This window comes from Luteibacter sp. (assembly GCF_035539195.1).
Lineage (GTDB): Bacteria > Pseudomonadota > Gammaproteobacteria > Xanthomonadales > Rhodanobacteraceae > Luteibacter.
This window is the reverse complement of sequence record NZ_DATLIW010000006.1, coordinates 1-21,390: the sequence shown is the minus strand read 5'-3', so window position 1 is coordinate 21,390 and position 21,390 is coordinate 1. Positions and strand designations below refer to the sequence as shown.

Genomic DNA, 21,390 nt, shown 5'->3' with positions numbered 1-21,390 from the left:
TCCGCGTGGCTACACGAGCAGTATGGGTGCGAGGCGCACATGCGCTGGCACTGGCGATCTCGCTGGCGCTGACAGGCGCTGCCACGGCGCAGGACGCGCCGACCGCGTTCGACGTGAACGAGTACGTCGTCGACGGCAACACGACTCTCCAACCGCTGGATATCGAAACGGCCGTGTATCCATTCCTTGGACCCGGCAAGTCGATGAACGACGTGAGCGCGGCGCGGGATGCGCTGCAAAAGCTCTATCAGGCGCACGGCTACCAGTCCGTCGTGGTGGATCTGCCGCCGCAGCAGGTGAAGGGTGGCGTGGTCCGCTTGCAGGTTACCGAGAACAGCATAGGCCGCGTGCGTGTGGAAGGCGCGACGTATCGCTCGCCCAAGGACATCCGTGAGGCGGTGCCGGCGCTGCGGGAAGGCGAGGTGCCGAACTTTGCCAATGCCCAACAGCAGCTCACCGACGTGAACAAGCGCGGTGGTGCCCAGGTCGTGCCGGTGCTGGCCCAGGGCAAGCTGCCGCAGACCATGGACGTGACGCTCAAGGTCACCGATAGCTCGCCGCTGCATGCCAGCCTCGAGGTCAACAACGACCACAGCGTGAACACGCCCGAGCTACGCACCGTGGCCAGCGTACGTGACGACAACCTGTTTCAGAAGGGGCAGTCGGCCTCGCTGACTTATATCGTCGCGCCGCAGGACCGCAATGCGGCCGAAGTCTGGGCCGGGTCGTACCTCATTCCGCTGGACAGCGACTGGAGCGTGCTTGGCTCGGGCTACAAGTCCAACAGCAATGCCAACGCCGTCGGCGGTACCACGGTGCTCGGCAAGGGCAATGCCTTCGGCTTCACCTTCGTGCGCACGCTGCCGAGCCACGGCGAGTACTCGCAGTCGTTGTCGCTCGGCCTCATGCGCAAGCACTTCGACCAGAACATCAGCCTCGGCGCGAATACGTCAAAGGCACCGATCACGTACATCCCGCTGACCGCCAGCTACCAGGGGCAGTCCATCGGTGAGCGGTCGTCGAGCAGCATCGGTATCAGTGGCACGTTCGGTTTCCGTGCCGGTGGAAGCGACTCGGCCGCTTTCGACAACCAGCGTTACAAGGCGCGGCAGAACTTCTTCTACATGAAGGTCGACGGTGGCCACACGCTGATGTTCGAGGACGGTTTCAGTCTGGCGGGGCGTCTCGGGTTGCAGCTTTCGACCTCGTCGCTGGTATCCAGCGAACAGTACGCGGCGGGCGGGGACAGCACCGTGCGGGGGTATCTCGAAGCCGAAGAGACCGCCGACCATGGCGTGATCGGCTCGATCGAACTTCGCACGCCGTCGATTGCCCAGCACATCGGTGGCTGGGTGAACGACTGGCGCTTCCATGCCTTTGCCGATGCCGCGCACCTTGCATTGATGAACGCCTTGCCGCAGCTGATCGATCCGGCCAAGCCGGACGCGGGTAGCACGCGCGTGAACAGTTACGACCTTTCCAGCGTGGGCGTCGGTACCCGTTTCCAGATCTTCAACATCGCCACCGGCGCGTTCGAAGTGGCTTATCCGTTCAACAACGGGCAGGCCACGCGCGCTCACGACACGCGTATCCATTTCTCACTCAAAGCGGATCTCTGACCGGCAGGTCGGACCATAGACTCCAGGGGTATCACCGTGACTCGAATCTTGTTACTGACCTGCTTGCTGATCCTCGGCTGGGTGCCTGCGGCACACGCCGACACCTCGTGGTGGAACCAGGATTTCTCTTTCCGCAAGGCGATCACCATCGACACCACCGCCAAGGGTGGCAATGTCACCACGGCGGTCGGTCGCACACCGCTTCTGGTTCGCCTGCACTCGGGCAACTTCACCTTCGACGGCGTGTCGGAGTCCGGTGCGGACATCCGCTTCGTCGCCGCCGACGACAAGACGCCGCTGAACTTCCAGATCGAGAGCTTCGATCCGGTGCTTGGCGTGGCCCTGATCTGGGTGGACGTGCCGCAGTTGGCCGCGGATGCGCAACAACAGATCTGGATGTACTACGGCAATGCGAAGGCGCAGGGCGGGGAGAAGGCCGGTGCGGTGTTCGACGCCGACTACGCCGCCGTCTACCACTTCGATCAACCCGCCGGTACGCCGCCGCACGATGCCACCGCCTACGGCAACAACCCCATCGGCAACGATATCGTCGGCGTCGACGGCATCATCGGCAAGGCAGCTCGCTTCGACGGTTCGAAGATCGTCACACTGCCGGGCAGTGTGTCGATGAATGTCGCCGAAGGCGGCACCTTCACCTTCAGCGCCTGGATCAAGGCAGACACGGTCGCCGACGGCCGCGCACTGGTCTATGCCCGCCGCCAGGGCGGCCAGAAGCTGCTGATCGGCCTCGACCACGGCATACCCTTCGTGCAGACGGGCGACGCCACCAGCGCCGCCGGTGAGCCGATCAAGGCTGGCGCCTGGACGCACCTCGCCGTGACCGCCGCCGGCGACGATATCGGGCTCTACGTCGACGGCAAGCCGTACGCCAAGCTCGCCGCAAGGCTCCCGGCGATGACCAGCCAGGCCACGCTCGGCGGCGACATCGCCGGTCAGACCGAAACCTTCGTACCCTTCGTCGGGCAGATGGACGAAGTGCGCCTGTCGCGCATCGCCCGCCCGGCCACGCTGATCGCCGTGGATGCACAGACCCAGGGCGCGGAATCCAAGCTGCTGGCCTATGGCGCGGACGAGAAGCAGTCGGGCGTCGGCTTCGGCTACTTCGGCATCATCGTCAAGTCGGTTACCGCGGATGCCTGGTCCATCATCGGCATCCTGCTCATCATGGCGGTCCTGTCCTGGGTCGTGATGTGGCAGCGTGCGGCTTACGTCAATCGGGTGACCAACGCCAACGAGGACTTCCTCGAGGCCTTCCGTCAGCAGGGGCGCAACATCCTGGCGCTGTCGAAAGATCCTTCCGCCGCCCGCCTGCAGGATGCCTCACTGTACCGCCTGTACAAGGTCGGCGCGGCTGAAGTATGGAACCGCCGCGACGCCGACGGACACGACCACATCGCCTCGGAATCCATCGAAGCGATCCGCGCCACCATGGACTCGGTGCTCGTGCGCGAGAACCAGCGCTTGTCGAAATCGATGGTGCTGTTGACCATCGCCATCTCCGGCGGACCGTTCCTCGGCCTGCTCGGTACCGTGGTCGGCGTCATGATCACCTTCGCCGCGATTGCCGCGGCGGGCGATGTGAATGTCAACGCCATCGCTCCGGGTATCGCCGCCGCGCTGCTGGCCACCGTCGCCGGCCTGTTCGTCGCGATCCCCGCGCTGTTCGGCTACAACTACCTGTTGATCCGCAACAAGAACGTCACCGCGAACATGCAGGTATTCGTCGACGAGTTCGTGACTCGCCTGGCGGAACAGCAGCGCGCCACCCACCCGTCGGCCGTCGCGGCCTGATTGAGGAACGGATCATGCGCGCACAAGACGAAGACAAGCCGTACGACGACATCAACATCACGCCGATGCTCGATCTGGCGTACGTGTTGCTCGTGATCTTCATCATCATGACCACCGCGTCGGTGCAGGGCATCAAGGTGAACCTGCCCAAGGCCAGTGCCGCGGTGAGCATGGCCAAGCCGCAGACCAAGGCGATCACGATTTCGGAATCGGGTCAGATCTTCCTCGACGCGTACCCGGTCACGATCGGCGAACTCGAGGCGCGTCTGCGCTCGCTGAAGGCGGTCACCCCGGATTTCCCGGTGGTGGTGAAGGGCGATTCCACGGTCCAGTACCAGAAGGTGATGGACATCCTGGATCTACTGCGTCGCGTGGACCTGCCGCAGGTTGGCTTGGTTACCGGCAAGTCGCCGAAGGGATGAGCGCGTGACCTTGCCCACCTCCCGTCGCGGAACACCTAGACGCTGGTTCGGTCCGGCGGTCGGTGTCGTCGCACTAGTCTTACTGGGCCTGCTGATCTGGCACTTCGCCGGCAGCAGCGTCGGCGTGCGTCGCGAGGCGCCGCGCATCGCCACCATCACGCCCTTGCCCCCACCGCCTCCGCCGCCGAAGGAAAAGCCGCCGGAGCCGAAGAAGGTCGAGGAAGACATCAAGCCGATCGATAAACCGCAGGACATTCCGCAAAAACCGACGGATGCGCCAAAGCCGAGCAACGACGTGGCGAAGAACGTCACGATCAACGGTGATGCACAGTCCGGTACCGACAACTTCAACATCGGCGCCGGTGACGGCGGCGGCATGGTCGGTTCCGGTGGTGGCACCGGTACGGGTACGGGCAGTTACGGCCAGTACCTGGGCTATGCGATCCAGCAGGCGGTGCAGCGTGACGACCGGGTCAACCGCCTAGCCTTCGACGTGCGCGCCGATGTCTGGCTGGACGCCGAGGGCAAGGTTGCCCGCGCCGAACTCGTCGGCGGCAGCGGCAACGCGAAGACCGACGAAGCCCTGCTCGACGCCTTGCGCGCCATGCCGCGTATCGACGTGGCGCCGCCGGCCACGCTGCACTTCCCCGTGCGCGTGTCCATCCGCGGGAAGCGCCCCGTATGACGCCCGCTACGCCAACCCCCTTCGAAACACACGCTTTGGAACCCCGGAGAGTTCGCATGACCATCGGAAAGGCCCGCCATCGACCCGCGCGAGCCATGCTGGCCCTTGCCATCGGGCTGTCGCTCTGTGCGGGCGCGGCCCAGGCGCAGAGTGCCGCGTCGGATAACGCCACGATCAACCTCGTGCGCCTGCTGGTGAAGCGCGGCGTGCTCACCCAGTCGGACGCCGACGGCCTGATCGCCCAGGCCAATGCCGAAGCCGCTCAGGCACAGAAGCTCGCCGGCACCGCCAACGCTGCGCCGACCACGCCGGGCCAGGTGCGCGTCACCTACGTGCCGGAAGTGGTGCGCAACCAGATCAAGGACGAGCTGCGCCAGGAAGTGGTCGCGCAGGCGAAGACCGAGCATTGGGCCGAGCCGGGCAAGCTGCCCGAGTGGCTCGACCGGATCAGCTGGGCCGGCGACATGCGCGTGCGTGACGAATTCCATTACTACGACAAGGGCAATGCCTCCCCGGTGGTGGACTTCGCACAACTCAACAGGACCGGTCCCTACGACCTCAACGGCACGAACCCGCCGCCGCTGCTCAATACGCTGGAAAATCGTACCAACTCATTGCGTATCCGCGCGCGTCTGGGCGTGAACGTGGACCTTGGCGAGGGAGTTACCGCCGGCATCCGCATCGGTACGGGCAACGATAACAATCCGGTCTCGACCACGCAGACCCTCGGTGGGGGACTGGCCAAGAAGGATCTCTGGCTGGATCAGGCCTGGTTGGCCTGGAAGCCGACCGACTGGGCGGAGGTGGTTGGCGGTCGCATGCCGAACCCCTTCATGAGTACGGACCTCGTCTACTCGAACGACCTGAACTTCGACGGTATCGTCGGCAAGTTCAACGTACCGATGACCGACCAGCTCAGCACCTTTGCCAATGTCGGCATGTTCCCCATCGAATACCAGGCCGACGACTTTCCGTCGCAGCAGGGCGTCAAGCAAGCCAGCCGCGACAAGTGGATGACCGGCGCGCAGCTCGGTGCGAAGTGGAAGTTCAACGAAGACACCGAGCTGAAAGCCGCGCTGGCCTACTACCGCTTCGACCACATGCAAGGACAGCTGTCGTCACCGTGCTCCATCTATCTGGGCGTGACCGCCTGCGATACCGACACGAGCCGTTCCGCCTTCATGCAGAAGGGTAACTCGCTGTTCCTGATCCGCGACATCGTGCCGGATCCGAACTCGCCGACCAACTACGCGCAGCCCCAGTTCGTGGGCCTGGTCTACGACTATCACGTCGCCGACGCCAACGTTCAGCTCGACACCAAGGTGGCGGATACGCCGCTGCGCGTCGAAGCCGACTACATCCGCAACATGGCCTACCACCGCGCGGACGCGTTCCGTTCCGATGTCGGCCTGAATCGCCTGGTCAACAACTTCGGTGCGGGCGACGTCAGCGAGGGCACGTACAAGAGCGGTCCGGTGGGCTGGATGCTTCGCGCCACCCTCGGCGACGTGAACCCGCATGCCTCCGGCGACTGGAATGTGAGCCTGGCCTACAAATACCTGCAGCCGGACGCGACGCTCGACGGCCTGACGGACACCGATTTCCACCTCGGTGGCACCAATGCCAAGGGCTTCATCCTCGGCGGCAGCTACGGCATCTCGAAGTACGCATGGCTCAGCCTGCGCTACTTCAACGCCAAGGAAGTGTTTGGGCCGCCGCTCTCGATCGATGTGTTCCAGCTTGAAATGAATGCCCGGTTCTAAGGAGGCGATATGAAACGCACCCTCATCGCGCTGATCCTGCTCGCCGTTTTCCCGGCGGCGCAGGCGCAAACCGCCAGCCTGGAAAGCCGTATGCGCGACCAGCTTCGCGAAACGCGATCGCAGTTGCAGGAGCTCCAGGCCCAGCAGTCCACCTGGGCAGCGGAGAAGGCAGCGCTGGAAAAAGAGCGCGACGCAGCGAAACAGGAAGTCGAAGCGGCGCACGCGAGCAAGGCGGTGCCGTCGGTATCGCCGGAGATCACGCGTGAGTTGGCGGCGGAGCGCCAGCGCCGCGAGGCGGCCGAAGCCAGCCTGCAGCGGAACAAAGCCGACACCGATGCGGCGAGCGTGGCCCTGCATACGGCGGAAGCCGAGCGCGCGCGCCTGGCGAAGGAGCTCGATCTGTCGCACTCCCAGGTGGATGCCTGCACCGCGCGTAACGTGCAGATGTATCGGGTCGGACAGGAGGTGATTGCCGCCTACGAGAACATCGACACGTCGGACATCGTCAGCTCGCGCCAGCCATTCGCGGCCAAGTCGCGGGTGAAGCTCGAGAATGCGGCGCAATCCTTCGGCGACACGTTGTACGACCAGCGCTTCGATCCCCGTGCCGGCCAGACGTCAGCTACGAAATGAAACAGGACCCGTCAGCCCGGCGGTGGGGCGCAAAGGAATGCATAGGACATCGCAACGGACAGGGACGTCTCTCTTTCATGCATCAGGTCAGCGAGGCATTCCGTGTATCCCGACCATGATTCGACATGCCTGCCCGAATACCGCTGCACGCGGCCGCGTGCTTCCCGCGCGCGTGCCGAAGTGGACGCAAGGGTGGGTGGCATGACCTGCCTGCACGCCCTGGCGGAGATGCTTCGCCAGCTTTACGCGGCCCGGCAGAACAAGGCGGCCGAGACGCTGCTGGATCGCTGCTCGCGCGAAACGTTGGAGCAATTGCTCGGCGAGCCGACGGCGTTTCTCGGCGGCCGCGTACGTTACGCGGTCGACGATCGCCTTAAGCACCGCAAGGCGCAACTGGAAGACTCCGCGCTGCCGACGATCCTCGCGATCGCCAGCGTGCTCAATGCGTGGCTGCACGACGGACGCCGCCTGGCGATCCGGGCGGTGCTCCGCGAACTCTGCGACGACGAGCTCAGGGAGCTCGCCGCACTGCCCGAACTCAATGATGAAGTGGCATCGATGACTGGTGATTTCTCATGAACAAGCCGCGCCCGACTTTCCGCCGCAATGCCATGTGCCACTTCATCGCCGTGGCGCTGTTCGGTGGCACGGCTCACGCCGCGACGCCGCCGCCTTTCAGCCAGGCCTGGCTGGCCGCCAAGCAGGCCGGCGCCACGCAGCCGACCACGCCCACGCAAGCGGGCGGCGCGGGCACCAGTGGCGGGAACGTCTTCACGCCCGGCAACATCATGTTGCAGCAGCGCGTCCAGCAGTCCATCGCCAACCTCGACGCCGCCGCACAGGCGGTCGCGGCACAGATGGCCGCGCAGAAGAGTGCGCAGCAGGCGGCGCAACAGCTGGCGTCGAACATACCCGACGGTATCGCCGCCGGTGGTCTGAAGGTCGACCGCAACGTCCTCAGCGACCCCACGCTGTGGCAGAACGCGAACGCCCCGACGCAGTCGGTGGCAAGTGGTCACACCGACGTCGAGATCAAGCAGACGGCATCCAAGGCGATCCTGACCTGGGAATCGTTCAACGTCGGTCGTAACACCACGGTGCATTTCGACCAGACCGCTGGCACGCAGACGAACGGTGCCAACCAGTGGATCGCGCTGAACCGGATCAACGATCCTTCGGGGAATCCGAGCACCATTCTCGGGCAGATCAAGGCGGAGGGTACGGTTTACCTGCTCAATCGCAATGGCATGATCTTCGGTGGCGGGGCGCAGGTCGATACGCATTCGTTGATCGCGAGTTCGCTGGATCTGTTCACGAACGACGTGACGAAGAGTAACGCGTTCTTCCTCAAGTACGGTGTCGGCAGCGGGTCGGACCCGGAGAATATCCTGGGCAACGGCAGCGCTGCGGTCATCTCCCTCACCGACAGCGGCGACGCGGCAAGGCCTGGTGCGCAACGCGGTGCGGTCAAGGTCGAGCAGGGCGCGTCGATCAATGCCTCCAAGGATGGCTTCGCCCTGGTTGCCGCTCCCGCTATCAGCCAGGCTGGTGAGATCGTTGCCGATAACGGCCAGGTGATCCTGGCAGCCGTGCAGGGTCTGAGTATCGCGACGAATGCGTCTGGCGGTGGCTTGAGCGCGGTTGCCCAATTCACCTCCACCGACTTCAACGGGTCGATCGAAAACACGGGTCTCATCCAGGCGCGCCAGGGTCGGATCCAGTGGCTCGGCGAAGATCTGCACCAGAACGGCGTGCTCGTGGCGTCGACGAGCCTGAGTCACCCAGGTAGCATCACCTTCGATCTGGGAAGCGCCCACAACGTGTCGACGGTGGTGACGCTTGGTCAAGGATCGGTCACGACGGTGCTGCCCGAAAAGGACGGCGAAACCACCACCTCGACGGCCGATGCCGACGCGGCTTTCGCGACAAGCAGCGTGGACTTCAACATGAAAGCGGTGTTGAATCCCGGTGCACTGGTGGAGGTGCCTGCAGGCAAGGTCACCTTCCACCGCGAGGCCTACGTGGACGGCGGCGCGACGATCGATGTGTCCGGACTGGCCAACGTGACCTTGCCGATGTCGGCGCTGTTGGTGATCATTCCTCGCATCGGTCTGAACGAGCTTGCTAACTCGCCGCTGCTGCGCAACAGCTTCCTGTTCTCCGCAAAGAATGTCGCGGTGGACAGCACCCAGTCCGGTACGCGAAGCGATGGCCTCGACTGGGTCGGTAGCCCCGTGCTCAATGCGGCCGGCTATGTGAACAACGTACCGCGCACGGTCGACCAGTTGATGATCAACTCAGGCAACATAGCCTTCCAGCTGGGCGGGATAGTGCGGACGGGTGCGCAGTTGCGGCTGGAAGGCGGTTTCCTCAACTACCTGCCAGGTTACATCAGCACACCGCGCCTCCAGGCAGCGAACGGCCTGGTCTACGACATCGCTTCCGCGGATCCGAATGTCGACTACACCGGCTTTGCCGGTGTCTTCAGCCAGAATCATGCCCGTTGGGGCGTGACCGAAACCTATACCAGCCCGTTGTTGGCGAACATGGGGCGCTGGGACCCCGGTTTCATCAGTGGCGGCAACGCCGGCACCCTGTCGTTCGGACAGAGCGGTAACACCACGCTGGTCGACAACGTCATCCTGGATGGCGACGTCAGCGCGCATGCCTATGCCGGTCGTGAGCAGGTGCGTAATGGCAGTGAACCGCTGGGTGGCACACTCGATATCAACATTATCGATATCCCGTTCTTTCAAGCGACCGACAATAATCAGGGCAGGGCGGTCAACTTTGTGATCCAGTCGGATCGCGTTCCACTGGAAACCTATTCGCCCGACTTCAGCGCCGGCGATCCCTGGCCGACCCCGGGTGGGGATCCGGCCGATCCTAACAATCCGCTGTGGTGGCACAGCCTTTCCACTGCCATGATCGACAACGCGGGGCTCCGCAAGGTGCGCCTCACCACGGCAGGCACAGTGTTGGTGAAGGACGGTTCCGATCTGCATGTTGCCGACGGTGGTGAAGTGGATATCACCGCGACGAACGTCGATGTAGAGGGCGCGATCGTCGCTCACGGCGGTGCCATCAATCTTTCCGCCCGTAACACCAATGGCGACTACCAGGACGGCGTTTCCTCTTCGATTTCGATGGGCGAGCGGGCTCGACTCGACACCAGTGGCCTATGGGTGAACGACGCAGGACGCACGGCCGATGACTTGCAGGGCGACCACTGGATAAATGGCGGCAGCATATCGCTGACCGGGTTGAAGAGCGGTGGTGGCAATGTGCCCGACACCACGCCGGATATCGTGCTGGACAAGGGTGCAGTGATTGATGTCTCCGGTGGTGGCTATGTCGGCACCGATGGTCTCTTGTCTATGGACGGCGACGTGCCGCGCGGGCGCGGCGGCAATGTCACCATTCAGACCCATGTCGATGGACCCGGACTCGATTATGTATCGCTGGGCACCCAGTCGGGCGACCTGCTGGGGGGTGGCATCGACCTCGGTGCGACGCTCGTCGCCCAGGGATTCTCCGGCGGCGGTACGCTCACCCTGCACGCGCCGCAGATTCAGATTGGTGGAGAGGCATCGCCCACATCTGACATATCGCTTCTTTACCTCGACCCCGCGATGTTTTCTTCGCTGGGCTTCTCCCGATACGACGTGATTGCCGACACGGATGCCACGGTGATGCCGGGCACGCAGGTTACGGTGCGTCCGCGCGCGATGCTTGCCGATCAGACGGCGCTGCTTGGTACGCGTAGTCGCACCAACCTGCTCGGTGCAGACGGGCAGGGCGACGTGGCATCCCTGGGCGTTCTCGATCCGTATGTGCGGTATAGGCATCGGAATGCGAACGACGGCCTGACGATCGAGGCCGGCGACTATCGCAATTGGCATGGCCCGGAACTGCCTGGCATCAGCGGTAGCGTGGTGGTGGGCGAAGGCGCCCGCATCGAGGTGGATACGGGCGACACCATTGCCTTGACCGGTACAGGCAACGTGGTGGTCGACGGTGCACTCGTTGCCCATGGCGGGGCGATCGCATTACATAACCTCGAGCCCGAGGCAGTAAAACCGGATGCGCCCAACCGTAGCGTCTGGCTGGGGGGCGGCAGCGTGCTGGATGCCAGTGGTATATCCCTGCGGGATCCCACGGCGGGCCTGCTTCCTCGTGACGGGACCGACGACGTACTTCGTGCGGACGGTGTGGTTCTCTCTGGAGGCACGGTTCAGCTGTATTCGGATCATGACGTGGTCGCGGCGCGCGGATCCCAGATATTGCTTTCCGGCGCAAGCGATACGTACGATCTGCCGACGGAGGGCCGCCGTACGGGAATCGAACAGGCTTCCTATCTGGCGACGCCGGTATGGAGTGATGCTGGCACCCTGGATATCCAGACAAACACGGGTCTGTATTTCGATGGAAGCCTCGACGCTCATGGTGGCGCGGCGCAGGCCCGCGGAGGTCAGGTATCCATCTCGACTCGGGTGGGGCCCCAGCAGGCCAGCCTCAGCAAGGGGCTGCTCGTCCTGACACAGGACGAATGGCGGCTGCCGGAAGGGAGCGATCCTTTTGCAACCACCAGCCTGGACAGGCTCGACGGTGGCGACCTTCGCTTCGCTGTCGACCGTCTGAATGGCTCGGGCGTCGACGATCTCTATATCGGCCTTCCGATCGTCGGCGGCGACACCACCCAGCTGCAGGCCATGACCGTCGCGTTTGCGGGCGACGTGTCACTGCGCACAGGCCGCAGCATCCAGCTGCAGACGATTGGCCTGTCCGCGATGGCCGCCGAGGCGCGTACCCCGGGCGACGCCGCGGACGGCCATGCCGGACAAGTCGTTCTCCAGGCGCCTTACGTTTCGGTCCTTGGCTCTCGTATCCCGGCGGCGGCTCCTACCCCGCCCACGCAGGCCATGGCGGCAGACGGGACGCTCGACGTCAATGCCGACTTCATCGATCTCGGCGGTCGCGTCAACCTGTCCGGCTTCGGCCAGGCATCGTTCGATTCGAGCGGTGACATCCGTTTCACCCTGCCTACCGGCGACTCCGGCAGCAACCAGACGGGATGGCTCTACAGCACGGGCAACCTGGAGTTCACGGCCAGCCGTCTTTATCCGATGACGCATTACGCGTTCCTGATCGATGCCGCCAATCCGTCCTCCGAGACCACGGTCGGCTTCCACCGGGCAGCCGATAGCGACGATTCGACGCCGCTGAGCGCCGGCGGCACGCTTGCCGTGGCTGCCACTCATATCGAGCAGGACGGTACGCTCTGGGTGCCATCGGGTTCGATTGTCCTGGGTACCGACGATCCGGCGGACATGAAGGCGGCTCTCGGACTGAACAGTGCGCTGCCGATCGTGTCGACGCGCGACGTGCATCTCGCGTCGGGCAGCGTCACGTCGGTATCCCTCGACAATGCGATCGTGCCCTACGGCACCACCCAGGACGGCAAGGACTGGCACTACGAGAACGCCGGCACGGCACAGCCGCTGGTGGATCGTCCGCCCGAGAAATCGGTGTCGATCGCGGGTAGTTCGGTATCCATGGATACGGGTGCGACCGTGGATCTTTCCGGTGGCGGCGATCTGCAGGCCGTCGAATGGATTCCGGGTACGGGAGGGTCGCGCGACGTACTGGCGCAGACCTATACCGACTATACGAGCTCCCAGGCGGGGGTGCAGAAGTCGCAATATGCGGATGACCGCCCGATCTACGCGATCGTTCCCGGTGTTCAGTCGCCGCTTTCCGCACACGATGCCGCGCTTGAATGGGGTGCGGGCGCCGCGCCGGGCGTAGGCCAGGCCGTGTACCTTTCCGGCGTGCCCGGACTGCCGGATGGCGTCTACACCTTGCTTCCCGCCCGTTACGCAACGCTGCCCGGCGCTTATCGCGTCGTGCAGAACACTGGGGTAAAAGATCCCGTGCCCGGCGCATCCACGACAGCGCCCGACGGTAGCCACATCGTGACGGGGTACTTCACTGACACCTTGACCGGCGCGCGGGATGCGCGGTCGAGTTCTTTCATCGTGCAGTCCGCAGCCACGTGGGGTCAGTACTCGGAGTACTCCCTTACCTCGGCATCGACATTCTTCGCTAACAAGGCCAACGCGAATGGCGATGTCATCCCCCGTCTGGGTGCCGATGCCGGTCGGCTGAGCATTGCCGCCACGGCGGCGCTGAGCCTGGGCGCGACATTGGATGCCGCCCCGGCAAAGGGCGGCCGCGGGTCCCAGGTGGACATCGCAGGCGACGCCATTCAGATCCTGGGTGCCGGCGAAACCGCACGCGACGGCTACCTGCACGTTTCAGCGGATGAGCTGTCGACACTGGGCGCGGGCAGTCTGCTCATCGGTGGCAAGCGCGAAAGCACCGACGCCGGCGACAGCGTCGATGTGCTCGCAGGCAGCGTGCTGCTGTCCAACGACGCGGCGCATCCCTTGCAAGGCAGCGAGATCATCCTCGTCGCGGACGGTCAGGGTGGCGTAACGCTCGACAATGGCAGCGTACTGCGCGCCATGGCCACCGAGGATGCGGCAGGGCCCGCTCTGCACATCGGTCAGAAGGCCACGGACACCGCCCCGGCGGTTAGTGGCGATGGCGCCCTGTTGCGCGTGTCGGGCAACGATGTCGCGCCCATCGTGCGTACGAACATCACTGGCCTGGATGGCCCCGCCGGTCCATCAGGCGGCAACCTCGCGATCGGCGCGGGTGCCGTGATCGATGCCGCGAACGCGATCACCCTGGATGCCACGGGACTGACCTCGCTCGCGCCCGACGCCACGCTCGGTGCGCATGCGATCGACGTGACGGCCCGTCGCATCGGCCTGACCGGCACCGATCCCACGGTGCAGGACCAGACTGGCAGCCTGCTTATCGGACCGCGTATCCTCGCGCAGTTCGCCAACAGCGATGAAACCACCTTGCGCGGCCGCCAGGCCATCGACCTGATCGGCGACGCTTCGCTATCCGTGTCGAATGCGCTGACGCTTAGCGCGCCGTCGATCCAGAGCGATGGCGGAAAGGCTGCGCTCGCCGCAGGTTCGCTCACCATAGAGAACGACACCGGCGCCGCGTCGCCGATGTCGTCGGTCGGCACCGGCCAGCTCGAGGTCGATGCGAACGATCTGCACCTGGGTTCAGGCAATACGGTACTAAGTGGGCTCGGGCAGTTCACCGCGAATGTCGCCTCTCGGGTCCATGCGTCGGGTGTCGGCACCATCGATCTGGGAGGCGCCAACATCGACATCGCCACGCCGGGTATCGTGGCCTCTATCGGTGCGGACAATCGCGTGGAGACGACGGGTGCCATGCATCTGTCCACCAACGGTCCCGCACCGGCCTCCAGTGATGACACAGGCGGCAAGCTCGGGCTGCAGGCGGGGAGCCTCGATGTCGATACGGCTATCGTGGTGCCGGGCGGAAACGTCTCGTTGCGTGCCACGCAGGGCGATGTCCACCTCGGCGACCACGCGATCGTCGACGTCGCCGGTGTCACCTTGCCCTTCATCGATACGACCGTGCCTGTGCCGGGTGGCGTGGTGACCCTGCAGGCGGACGCAGGCAATGTCGTGACGTCCGCGGGCTCGTCGATCGACATCAGCGGTCCCGACGGTGGCAAAAGCTCCGGCAGCGCCGGCGACCTGGATGTCGTCGCTTCGAAGGGGAGCGCCACGCTCGGCGGCTCGCTCGTCGGCCGCGCGGCGGAGGGCTACCTGGGAGGCACGCTCTCGCTCGATACCTTGGGTGCGGTCGACATGGGCTCGCTGGCCGCGATTACCAACGCAGGCGGCTTGGATGGCTCGGTGTCCGTGCATACGCGCAGCGGTGACCTTTCTATCGGCCGTGGGCAGACGTTGCGCGCACATGTGGTGAAGCTCACCGCGGACGGTGGCGAGGTGAATGTCGGTGGCGATATCGATGCGTCGGGCACGTTCGGTGGCACGATCAACCTGACGGGTGCCCGCGGCGTCGATATCGACGGTGGCCTGAACACGAGTGCATCCGCCGCCGGGAAGGATGGTGGCGACATTTTCATCGGCACGAGCGGCACGAGCGATGGGCAGCTGAACGCCACGTTCGGCTACGAGGAAGTGCAACGCGCCGATGCGGGACATATTCGTATCGGAAGCAGTGCGCGCATCGTGCAGAGCGGCACCGATGCCAACGGCAAGCTCTACCTGCGTGCGCCGCTGCTCAGTGACGGCGACGTACCCATCGACATCGCGCCGGGTGTGGATCTGTCACACAGTCGCGATCCTTCAGTCGAGGCATACGCGGTGTGGGACACACGCGATACACCGGTCGACCCGGTGGCCGATGCAGGGAAACACTTCGATGGCCTCGTCGACGCGGCGGGATGGTATGCAGCCGATCCGGTGACGGGCCTCCCGACGCTCGTTCCCGGCACGTTCTCCGATGACGCGGGCAATGCGGTCGCCGGACCGGATCCGACCAATGCGACACAGGTGGCCGACTACCTTGCCCGCTATCGGTTCACGCCGACCAATCCGAACCTGGCGCATACGACGTTCTACGGCTACGTCAATGGCGACGAAGGGCAGGGTGCCGGCACGTTGATGAACTTCATCGAGAATCCGGGCTTTGCCTTCGAGTCCCGATTGAAGAGTGCGGTGCCCGGCCTGGTCGTGCGGCCCGGTGTCGAATTGCGCAACGAGAATGCCTCCTGGAACGGAGGTGATATCTCCGTGCTCACCAACTGGAACCTCGGCGCGGGAACCAGCGACGCCGATGGCACGCTCCACCTTGCTTATCGTTACGGTGGCCAGGCGCCCGCGCTCAGTCTGCGGGCCGAAGGCGACTTGGACATCCGGGCGAGCATCACCGACGGCTTCTATCAGCAGGGAAGCGCGGGTGGCGTAGGTGGCGCGCCGCCGGAATCGACCCAGGCCGAGGCGGAGACCTGGTACGACCAGATCGTCAGCCAGGGCAACGGCGCCGATCAGATCGATGGCGTCTTCACGAAGCCGGCCGAGTTTGCCGACGGTGACTCGGAAGCGGTGAAGGAATACTACGGTCAGTACGTAGAGTATGCGAAGTACCTGACTGCGACGATCGGCGAACTCACCGTTCCTGGTAGTCCCACGCCCGTCTCCGCAGCTACCGTGATCTCGTTCGGCGTCGGTTTCAGTATTACCGACCCAACGGTGGAAGCGCCCGCGAAACTGCCGACACCGCAAACGCTGAACGAATTTCCTTCCTACCTGACGGCGTACAAGAACTATCTACTTACGGCAGCCAGATCGACCGATTTCGCGGATACATTCACGATGCCGATCGACTTCGCCACCTTGGATGGGCCGCCGACGACACTGGACCTGATCACTCCCACGGCCGCTCCGGTCGACAACAGCCCGTCGCCGCGTGCGGTTGCGGCCAATCCTCTGCCGATTCTCAGTGCCACGTTGACCGGCGGTAACAGTTCCAGTTACCGCCTGACGGCGGGCGCGGATTTCGCGTCCAGCGATCCCGGAGCAACCCTCCAGGGTGCCCTGGGCGCGGTACTGCTGGGAGGCCATACCGACTACGCCGATCCGCAAACCAATCGCGTCCTCGCCGCACCCACCGTCGTGCGCACCGGTACCGGTGATATCGAGATCGCCGCCGCGGGTGACATTCGCTGGACGGATGATCGGGCCCCCGCCGCGGTATACACGGCAGGCGCACCGGCGCAAGGCACGACGGCGGACGATGGGGTATCGCTCCTTCGTCCCTCGCTGAATAACGGGTTGGCGCTGTCGGCCACACCGGAGCTTGTCGTCACCGGCGAGGTCAATCCCGACGGCGCAGGCCACTTGAGCCTGCGTGCGGGTGGCGATATCGACGGAATTCAGAATACGGTCGACACGACGGGCGACCTGACGGGAACGGCCGGTACGCGCACGGCGCAGTACTGGTGGCCGTGGATGCAGACGGGCAACACCGACAGTCGCTCGTCGATCAACTTCGGTGGGTTCGATCAGGGAGTGATGAGCGTTGGCGGCAATGTGAGCGTGCAGGCTGGTGGCGATATCCGCGAACTCTCGGTATCGCTGCCCACCACATGGACGATCAATACCGATGCCAGTGGTACGCGTCGCCTGCAGACCTTCGGCGGCGGTGACCTCGATGTTCGTGCTGGTGGCGACATCCTCAGCGGCAGTTATTTCGTCGCGCGAGGACAGGGCAGCATCCAGGCTGGTGGACAGATCGGTAGCGATTTCTCGGTGGCTTATACGACGCCGATCGGCGGCAAGTCGACGACCACACCCGTTTCCACGCTCATCGCCATGCAGGACAGCCAGGTGTCGGTCCAGGCAGCCGGGCCGGTGAGTCTTGGCGGTATCTTCGATCCGTCATTGCTCAATAGCAGCAGTGTGATGGCCCTGGCACCGACAGGTCATGTCGATGGACAGAACTATTCCTCCAGCTCGCGCATCGATGTGACCTCGTTCACAGGCGATATTACCTATGGGGACCTTGCGTCACCGATCGCTCTGTTTGCCCCCGGCCTGCTTGCGCAGGCCAACACCTCCCTTGATACGGGCGGGGACATCCTGCCCGCGTCCGTCGACTTCACAGCTGCTCATGGCAACCTGACCTTGCTTACCAGCGGCGAACTCTTCCCGTCCGCCGATGGCAACCTGGGCCTGTTGGCGCAGGGCGACGTGACCTTCGATCTCACGGGTCTGGGACAGGCAACGCGCTATGCCTGGGGCATGATCGATGCGCCACTGAGCTCCATGGTGTCGCCGCTGAACCTTCTCCCGATCGATCCCAATGCCGTGCCAGGGGCTGATGCCCCTCCGGGCGGTTACCTGGCGAAACAGATATCCACTAACCCGCAGGATTCGGTCCTGTATCACGCGGCCGATCCGTGGCACGCCGACGATACCGACCCCGTGCGTGTTTACGCAGTGGGCGGCGATATCGTCAACGGCACGGGGGGCGGTGCCGACGCAGTATTCTTCATGCCCAACAAGGTGTCGCATATCGAGGCAGGCCGTGACATCGTGGATCTTGCTTACGTCGGTCAGCAGCTCCATGGCAACGATATTTCCGTCATCAAGGCTGGTCGGGACATCATCGATACGCCGTTGGGAACCGTTGGTCCGGTGGACGTTTTGCGCAACATCCTGGCGGTGATCGCCCAGGCCGGGCCGGGCTATCTCTCCGTCGAAGCCGGGCGCAATCTCGGACGTCTCGCGTCGCAGACGGAGTACTACGCAAACAAGCAGATATTGTTCAATTCTCTCGCTCCCCCGGCGGGCGGTGGCCAGTACACCGGCATCGATTCGGTAGGCAATATCTACAACCCCAACCTTACGGGGCAGGGCGCATCGATCATCGCGTCGTACGGGGTTGCGCCAGGTGTCGATACCGCGTCCTTCATCGCCCATTACATCGATCCTTCCGTGGTCAAACCGCCTGGTCTGGACGATGGTTCGGCCAGCCTGGTGACGTTCGTCGAAAACTACGACGCCGGCCAGGCCGTGGATACGGGACTTCTCGCCGACCGCCACGTGCCGACGTACACCATCGATCAGGCGTGGGCGAGGTTCCAGGCCTTGCCGGACGAGGCGAAGGCGATCTTCGTGCAGCAGACGCTGTTCAGTGTGTTGGCGAAGGTGGGTAAGGATTACGGCGACGCATCGAGCCCGTACGCAAACCAGTACATCCGTGGCTACGAAGCGCTGAACACGTTGTTCCCTGCGTCGTTGGGTTACACCGCGAACGGACTGGGTGGCGGCAGCAATGGTGCCCAGCAAACCGTGCATACGGGTGATCTGGACATACGCGGCAGCACGATCCAGACCCAGCGGGGAGGGGATGTTTCCATTCTCGCGCCAGGCGGCGAAGCACTGTTGGGGAGCGCGTCGGCACCTCCGGTAATCGTCGACAAGGTGTCCGGCAGTGTGCTCGCTGGCCCGAACACGCAGGGCATCCTCACTCTTCAGCAAGGCAATGTGTCGATCTTCACCGACACCAGCACCTTGCTCGCGCAGAGCCGCATCTTCACCGAGCAGGGCGGTGATGTGACCATATGGAGCTCCAACGGCGATATCAATGCAGGCAAGGGCGCGAAGACCAACAGCGAAATCCCGCCGGTTCGTTACGAATGTACGCTCGACGCCTGGTGTTCGCAGGATGCGGCCGGTCAGGTAAGCGGCGCGGGTATCGCCACGTTGCAGACGATTCCGGATGCCCCGGAAGGATCGGTGTACCTCATGGCGCCGCGAGGCACGGTGGATGCTGGCGACGCAGGCATACGCGTTTCCGGCAACCTCGTTGTCGCCGCGGCGCACGTTGCCAATGCCGATAACGTGCAGGTCAAGGGCGATTCCGTCGGTCTGCCCGTCGTGCAGGCGGTGAACGTCGGTGCACTCAATGCGGCGAGTTCGGCAGCGACTGCCGCAACGAAGGCCGCCGAAGACGTAGCGCGTCAACAGCAGTCCGATGCACGCGATCGCCAGCCGTCGATCATCTCGGTACAGGTGATTGGGGCCGACCCTAGCGCGAGCATCGATAGCGGAACGCGCGGCTCGGGCTACGACAGTGCAAGTCCGGTGCAGGTGGTTCGTCGCGCGGGAATCGCGGGCGATGGACTGACGCCGACGGAGCGCGCGCGACTGGTGCAGTAACCTGGCCTAGGCAACGCAACACGATGCCGGCGCGACGATGTCACGCCGGCATCTTTTTCCCTGTCATTGTCATGTTATTTGTCATTAACTCGTTACTGACGACTGCGCGTTAAATCTGTCATCGTCCTGGCATATCGAGGGACATGCCCACGTCATTCGTACGACAATTATCGAGCGAATAATCGAAAGGCCTCCAAAAGGAGGTCTAACGACTAGGGGTAACACCATGTTCAACCGTAATGCTATGGGGAACACCCGCGCCAAGCTTCTCGCTGGCGCTGTCCTGATGACGCTCGGTTTGACTGCTGCCGGTGCCGCGATGAGCACCAACGTGGGCGGCGGCGGTGCCACGCTGCCAGCCGGCGGTTATGTCGGTTGGAACTTCACCACGTCGGGCGCGACCTCCACGGTCTTCTCGAGCAACGTATCGGGCAAGCCGGGCGCCACCGTCGATTCGACTTCGCTGATCGGCAACTGGGCCAGCACCAGCGGCAACAGCGTGTCGTACTGCCAGACCGGCAGCGGCGGCGGCAAGAAGATCTTCGATCATTCCGACGGCACGGCGACGTGGGGCGGCGCGGGCCAGGCTTGCACCGGCTCCGCGAGCGCGACAACCGGCTTCGGTGCGGATACGTCGATCGTCGATCCGCATTTCGTCGGCAGCGATGCTCCGATGTCCCAGTCTGAGTTCACCTGGTTCGGCAATGGCACGAACCTCGGCAACAAGGCTACCCAGTATGGACAGCCGTCGCAGTTCCCGGCCATCGTCGGCTCGGTCGCCATCGCGTTCAACAACCCGGATGCCTCGAGCCTCGATCTGAGCGATGCCGGCATCTGCCGCATCTTCTCGGGCCAGGTCACCGACTGGACCAACCTGGTTTCGTCCGACTTCCACACCCTGCCGTCCACGTTCCCGCTGCCGTCGCGCGCGCTCAAAGTCGCCTATCGTGGCGATGGCAGCGGCACGACCTTCTCGCTGGCCAACCACCTGAGCACCGTTTGCGGCACGATCGGTGGCAAGTACTTCCAGGCCGATCAGTCGTTCGCCACTGTCGTTGCCCAGTTCGGCCTGCCGGCCGGTTCGATCGCCGGTACCGGTAACCCGGGCGTGGTGGCTGCCATCAGCAACAATGCCGGTGCCATCGGTTATGCCGAGTCGGCCAACCTGCAGCACACGACTGTTTCGGCCAACACCCACGTTGCCAACGTGAATGGCAAGAACCCGTACTCGGATCTGGCCTCCTCCTACACGTTCACCACGATCGTGGTCGACAACGTCATCAACGGCTGGAACACGACCGGTACCCTGGGCACGCCGAAGCTCCAGGCCCTGAGCCCGGCCGCTCCGGTCCCGGGTTGCATGCTCATGGTCAATCCGACGGCTTACGCCAACGGCATCGGCACGAGCTATCCGATCCTCGCCGTGTCGAACCTGATCTTCAACGAGAAGGGCAATGGCACGGACGTCACCGCCGTGCGTGACCTGATGTCGTACACCTACAGCGCCACCCGCCGCGTCGGCGCCACGCTCATCGGCACCGGCACCGGTTATGCGTTCGTCACCGCGCCGACCGCCAACACCAAGGTCAGCACCTGCATCAACGGCTGATCGATTTCCGATCGAGCTCTCAGGGATGAGTCATGGACGAGTGGAAAGGGCCCTTTTGAACTGACCCCAAGAAGTTGGACAGTTTAGGCGCTAGGCACCCGAGGCCTGGGTTCGGTACTGAACCGGACTCAGGCCTTTTAGTTTGAGCTTGATGCGATCGTGATTGTAGTAGTGGATGTAACGGCGTATGCCTTGCT

10 protein-coding genes are annotated in these 21,390 nt (G+C 64.0%); 9 read left to right on the top strand and 1 reads right to left on the bottom strand.

Translation table 11 applies throughout. From position 1 onward, the window contains the following. The first annotated feature begins 5 nt into the window (after positions 1-5). The 9 genes from VM621_RS01420 (at position 6) to VM621_RS01380 (ending at position 21,193) form a co-directional block, all read left to right on the top strand. Complete coding sequence (locus VM621_RS01420; protein ID WP_325467206.1) at positions 6-1,619, top strand: ShlB/FhaC/HecB family hemolysin secretion/activation protein; 1,614 nt, start codon at positions 6-8, stop codon at positions 1,617-1,619. Positions 1,620-1,655: 36 nt separating this feature from the next. Then, positions 1,656-3,431, top strand: coding sequence for a DUF2341 domain-containing protein (locus tag VM621_RS01415; RefSeq protein WP_325467205.1), 1,776 nt, complete (start codon positions 1,656-1,658; stop codon positions 3,429-3,431). A 14-nt stretch (positions 3,432-3,445) separates the two neighbouring features. Then, the gene (locus VM621_RS01410) at positions 3,446-3,853 is read left to right on the top strand and encodes a biopolymer transporter ExbD (RefSeq protein WP_325467204.1); all 408 of its coding nucleotides are present in this window, start codon (positions 3,446-3,448) and stop codon (positions 3,851-3,853) included. Positions 3,854-3,857: 4 nt separating this feature from the next. Continuing rightward, a complete protein-coding gene (locus tag VM621_RS01405) occupies positions 3,858-4,538 on the top strand; it encodes an energy transducer TonB (RefSeq protein ID WP_325467203.1) in 681 nt (226 codons plus the stop codon). A gap of 56 nt (positions 4,539-4,594) precedes the next feature. Further along, entirely contained in the window at positions 4,595-6,301 is a 1,707-nt protein-coding gene (locus VM621_RS01400) for a putative porin (protein ID WP_325467202.1), read from the top strand. Between the two features lie 9 nt (positions 6,302-6,310). Continuing rightward, positions 6,311-6,934: a hypothetical protein gene (locus VM621_RS01395; protein WP_325467201.1), complete on the top strand. Its 624-nt coding sequence runs from the start codon at positions 6,311-6,313 to the stop codon at positions 6,932-6,934. 102 nt (positions 6,935-7,036) lie between these two features. Next, on the top strand, positions 7,037-7,513 hold the full coding sequence (locus tag VM621_RS01390) for a hypothetical protein (RefSeq protein ID WP_325467200.1): 477 nt from the start codon (positions 7,037-7,039) through the stop codon (positions 7,511-7,513). Then, the gene (locus tag VM621_RS01385; RefSeq protein WP_325467199.1) at positions 7,510-19,584 is read left to right on the top strand and encodes a filamentous haemagglutinin family protein; all 12,075 of its coding nucleotides are present in this window, start codon (positions 7,510-7,512) and stop codon (positions 19,582-19,584) included. Before VM621_RS01390 ends, VM621_RS01385 begins: the two co-directional genes overlap by 4 nt. Before the next feature lie 226 nt (positions 19,585-19,810). Further along, positions 19,811-21,193 carry a substrate-binding domain-containing protein gene (locus VM621_RS01380; protein WP_325467198.1) on the top strand — a complete coding sequence of 461 codons (1,383 nt, stop codon included), beginning with the start codon at positions 19,811-19,813 and terminating at the stop codon, positions 21,191-21,193. A 90-nt stretch (positions 21,194-21,283) separates the two neighbouring features. Here VM621_RS01380 and VM621_RS01375 read toward each other — a convergent pair. Then, a partial coding sequence (locus VM621_RS01375) for an IS3 family transposase (RefSeq protein ID WP_325467336.1) occupies positions 21,284-21,390 on the bottom strand: 107 nt, incomplete at its 5' end.